Source organism: Pseudomonas entomophila (assembly GCF_013523125.1).
Lineage (GTDB): Bacteria > Pseudomonadota > Gammaproteobacteria > Pseudomonadales > Pseudomonadaceae > Aquipseudomonas > Aquipseudomonas entomophila_B.
The window spans coordinates 1-4,634 of the sequence record NZ_JAAMQJ010000078.1 but is presented as its reverse complement, the minus strand read 5'-3'; the positions used below and the strand labels follow the sequence as shown (position 1 = coordinate 4,634).

Here is a 4,634-nt window from a genome sequence, read left to right as displayed (position 1 = left end):
CGGGTAGGCGCTGGTGAACCAGCCCACCGTGCGGCTCAGGTCGACGTCGTCGAACAGGTCTTCGCGGCCATGGCCTTCGAGTTCGATCAGCGCCGATTCGGTACCGCTCCAACGGCAGACCACGCGGACCAGCGCGGTGAGCAGCAGGTCGTTGACCTGGGTGCGGTAGGCGGCCGGGGCCTGTTGCAACAACTGGCGGGTCAGATCGGCGTTCAGGTGGGCGTGCACACTCTGCCGATGACGGTTTTCCAGAGCGCCGGTCAGATCGGCCTCGGGCAGGTCGACCGGGGCGCCGTCGAGCTGACGCGTCCAGTACTCCAACTCGCCGTCCAGCTGAGCCGCGTGGCCGTGCAGGCGTTCGGCCCAGGTCTTGAAGGCGGTGGTCTTGGGCGGCAGCACGAGGGCCTGTCCGGCCAGCGCCTGGCGGTAGGTCGTGTCCAGATCGTCGAGCAGCACGCGCCAGGACACACCGTCCACCACCAGATGGTGGATCACCAGCAACACACGTTGCGAGCCGTCGGCGACGTCGACCAGCAGCGCACGCAGCAGCGGGCCTTTGGCCAGATCCAGGCTGCGCTGAGCCGCCTCGCAAGCCGCTTCGATGGCGGCGGCATCGGTGGCCGTGGTGCGCGTCAGCAGCGGTTGCGCCGGTTGCAGCGGGCCGTGCTCGGCGGTGTCGCCAGTAAAGCGCAGGCGCAGGGCATCGTGGTGGGCGTACAGCGCCAGCAGCGCCTGATTCAGGGCGTCGGCGTCGAGCGGCGCATGGGCGCGCAGCAGCAACGACTGGTTCCAATGCGCCGGTTCGGGCATGCCCCGTTCGAAGAACCAGTGCTGAAACGGCAGCCAGGGCGTCACCCCGATCACGGGGCCTTGTTCGACCTGGCTGGCCACGGCCTCCCGCCACTGGGCGACCGTCGCCAGGCGCTGGATGGTCTGGTGCTGGAACAGGGCCTTAGGCGTGATGTGAAGCCCTGCCTGGCGCGCGCGGCTGACCACCTGAATCGACAGGATCGAGTCGCCGCCGAGGACAAAGAAGTTGTCGGTGACGCTCACGGGCCCTGTGCCGAGCACCGCCTCCCAGATATCGGCCAGACGGGTCTCGATGTCCATGGTCGGCGCCTGGTAGGCCTGGGCCGGGGTCGACAGTTCCAGTGTCGGCAGCGCCTTGCGGTCGAGCTTGCCGTTGGGGGACAGCGGCAGGCGCTCCAGGGCTAGCCATTGGCTGGGTATCATGTAGTCGGGCAGGCCGTGGCTCAGGTGCTGGGCCAATTCGGCTTGCCAGCCTGCGGTTTCCTGCTCTAGGACCACATAGCCGACCAGTTGCTTGCCGTCCGGCACCGTCACTACGGCTTCACGCACCGAAGCGTGCTCCAGCAAGCGTGCTTCGATTTCGCCCAGTTCGATGCGCAAACCGCGCAGCTTGACCTGATGGTCGATACGACCGGCGTACTCGATGACCCCATCGGGGCGTTGGCGGGCCAGGTCGCCGGTGCGGTACAGGCGCTCGTCAGTGCCGTAGGGGCTGACCACGAAGCGTTCGGCAGTCAGACCCGGACGACGGTGGTAGCCGCGCGCCAGGCCTTCACCGGCCAGGTACAGCTCGCCCAGCACGCCCACCGGGACCGGTTGCAGCTCGGCATCGAGAACGTAGCAGGCCAAGTTGGCGATGGGCTGACCGATCGGCACGCTGTCGCGGCCTTCGTCGCGGCAGGTCCAGTGGGTGACGTCGATGGCCGCTTCGGTCGGGCCATAGAGGTTGTACAAGGCAGCATTCGGCAATTTGGCGAAGACCTGGTGCTGCGCATCGACGGGCAAGGCCTCGCCACTGCACACGATGCGCTTGAGGCTGGTGCAGCTCGAAACGTTCAGGTCCTGTACAAAGGCCAGCAGCATCGATGGCACGAAGTGCAGCGTGCTGACCTGCTCGGTGGTGATCAGCTCGATCAGGCGTGCCGGGTCGCGGTGATCGCCTGGAGCCGCCACGACCAACCGTGCGCCGGTCATCAACGGCCAGAAGAACTCCCAGACCGACACGTCGAAGCTGAACGGGGTCTTTTGCAGCACCGTGTCGGCTGCCGACAGACCATAGGCTTCCTGCATCCAGCACAGGCGGTTTATCAGCGCCGAGTGACGGTTGCCCGCCCCTTTCGGGCGGCCCGTGGAGCCGGAGGTGTAGATCACATAAGCCAGGTTCTCAGGATGCACCGGCACTTGCGGATCGTGGCTGCAAGCGCTGCCTGCTTCCAGGTCCAGCGCCAGCGTCTGCACGCCCTCGCTCACTGGCAAATCCAGATGGCTCTGGGTCAACAGCAGGCGCACGCCACTGTCTTGCAGCATGTAGCGCAAACGATCCTGCGGGTATTCCGGGTCCAGCGGCACATAGGCGCCCCCAGCCTTCAAAATAGCCAGCAAGCCTACCACCATCTCCACGCTGCGCTCGGCAGCGATGCCCACCAGCACATCGGGACCGACACCCAGTTCGATCAGGCGATGGGACAGGCGGTTGGCACGTTCATTGAGCTGCGCGTAGCTCAGACGCGTCCCGCCAAACACCAACGCCTCGGCGCCGGGCGTGCGCTGCACCTGCGCTTCGATCAGTTGCTGAACGCTGCTGTCCAGCGGGTAAGCGACCGCCGTGTCGTTCCACTGCACAAGGGCACGCTCACGCTCGACCGCCTCCAGCAACGGCAACTCGGCCACCGTCTGCTCCGGCCGCTCGACGATGCCTTCCAACAGGTTGACGAAGTGCGTTCCCAGGCGCTCGATGGTGCATGCGTCGAACAGGTCGGTGGCGTAGATCAGCGAGGCATCCAGCCCCTCGGCCGACGCCCGGGTTTCCAGGGTCAGGTCCAGCTGGGCCCGGTCGGTGACACCGTCCACTGGCTCGATGTGCACACCGGCCAGGCGGGCGGCCTCTGGGGCGCTCCGGGTCGTCGCCTGATGGTTGAACATCACCTGGAACAGCGGGTTCAGCCCCAGCGTGCGCTCTGGCGCCAGCGCCTCGACCACCTGCTCGAACGGCAGCTCCTGGTAGGCCTGGGCCTCCAGGGCATGCTGACGTACCTGGCGCAGCAACGTGAGAAACGGCGTACGGCCGTCGACCTCAGCGCGAATGACCTGGGTATTGACGAAGTAGCCGATCAGGCGCTCGGTTTCCACCCGGTTGCGGTTGGCGTTGGGCACGCCGACGCGGATGTCGGACTGCCCGCTGTAGCGGTGCAGCAGCGCCTGGAACGCCGCCAGCACGACCATGAACACGGTCGCGCCTTCGGTACGTGCCAGGGCGTGCAGGCCCTGTACGACGTCGGCGCGCACTTGCACGGTGTGCCGCGCGCCTCGATGGCTCGGCGTGGCGGGACGCGGACGGTCCATGGGTAGCGCGAGCACCGGGCTGCCCTGCCCCAGGCGCTCGGTCCAGTAGGCCAGTTGCCGATCCCGCTCGCCCGCCTCCATCCAGTGCCGCTGCCAGAGGGCATAGTCGGCATACTGGATCGGCAAGGGCGCCAGGCTCGGCGCCACCCCGTGGCTGAATCCGGCATACAGGGCGATCAGTTCCTCGATCATCAGGCGCATCGACACGCCGTCGGAGACGATGTGGTGCTGGCTCAGCACCAGCACATGGTCCTGATCGGCCAGCGCCAGCAACCGAACCCGCCACAGCGGGCCGCTGGCCAGGTCGAACGGCCGGTGGGTTTCCTCGACGATCCTGGCCTGCAGCGCAGCCTCGTCCAGCGCACCCACCGCGTCGTGCGCGATCGTCACCGGGGCACTCGGCGCGATCATCTGCACCGGTCGGGTCTGTTCGAACACGAAGCGCGTGCGCAGCGTCTGGTGACGCTCGACCAGATGGTCGAAGGACCGCTGCAAGGCCGCCGTGTCCAGAGGCCCACGCAGGCGCAGCGCCATGGGGATGTGGTAGGCGCTGCTTTGTGGGTCCAGCTGCCAGAGCAGCCACTGGCGTTCCTGGGCGAACGACAGAGGCAGCGCGTCGAAGGCCGACTGCACCTCGGGAATGGGCAGGTTCGCGGGGGACACGCCCTCGGCCTGCATCTTCTCCAGGTAGAGCGTGCGCTTGTCCAGCGGCAGGGTGATGAAGCGGCGGGCGATGCGCGCGGCGACGGTGCTGTCCATCACAAGGCCTCCAGGTCGTCGAGCAGGCCTTCCAGGCGACTCAAGGTCGAGGGCTGCACGGGCGCTTCGCCGAGGCTCAGCTGGTCGGCCAGGGCGCCGAGCACCGGGTACTGGAACAGCAGTTGGGGCGACAGGGTCAGCCCCAGGTCGAGTTGAATGCGAGACACGGTATTGATCACCAGCAGGGAATGCCCGCCCAGTTCGAAGAAGTTGTCCGTCAGCCCGACCTGCTCCAGGCCCAACACCTGGGCCCAGATCGCGGCCAGGCGCTGCTCCAGTTCGCTGCACGGCGCGACATAGACCTGGCGCGCCTGCGCCGGATCCGGCGCGGGCAGGGCCTTGCGGTCGAGCTTGCCGTTGGGCGACAGCGGCAGGCGGTCCAGCGCCAGCCATTGGCTCGGCACCATGTAGTCCGGCAGGCCATGGCTCAGGTGCTGGGCCAGCTCGGCCTGCCAACCTTCGGCTTCCTGCTCAAGGACCACGTAGCCCACCAGTTGCTTGCC

At 67.3% G+C, this 4,634-nt stretch carries 2 protein-coding genes; both read right to left on the bottom strand.

The features are described from left to right. Window positions 1-4,131, bottom strand: a 4,131-nt coding sequence (locus G7007_RS21520; protein ID WP_181105093.1) for a non-ribosomal peptide synthetase, incomplete at its 3' end; no start/stop codon positions are given. Next, a partial coding sequence (locus G7007_RS21515) for a phosphopantetheine-binding protein (RefSeq protein ID WP_258198655.1) occupies window positions 4,131-4,634 on the bottom strand: 504 nt, incomplete at its 5' end. The genes G7007_RS21515 and G7007_RS21520, both read right to left, overlap by 1 nt.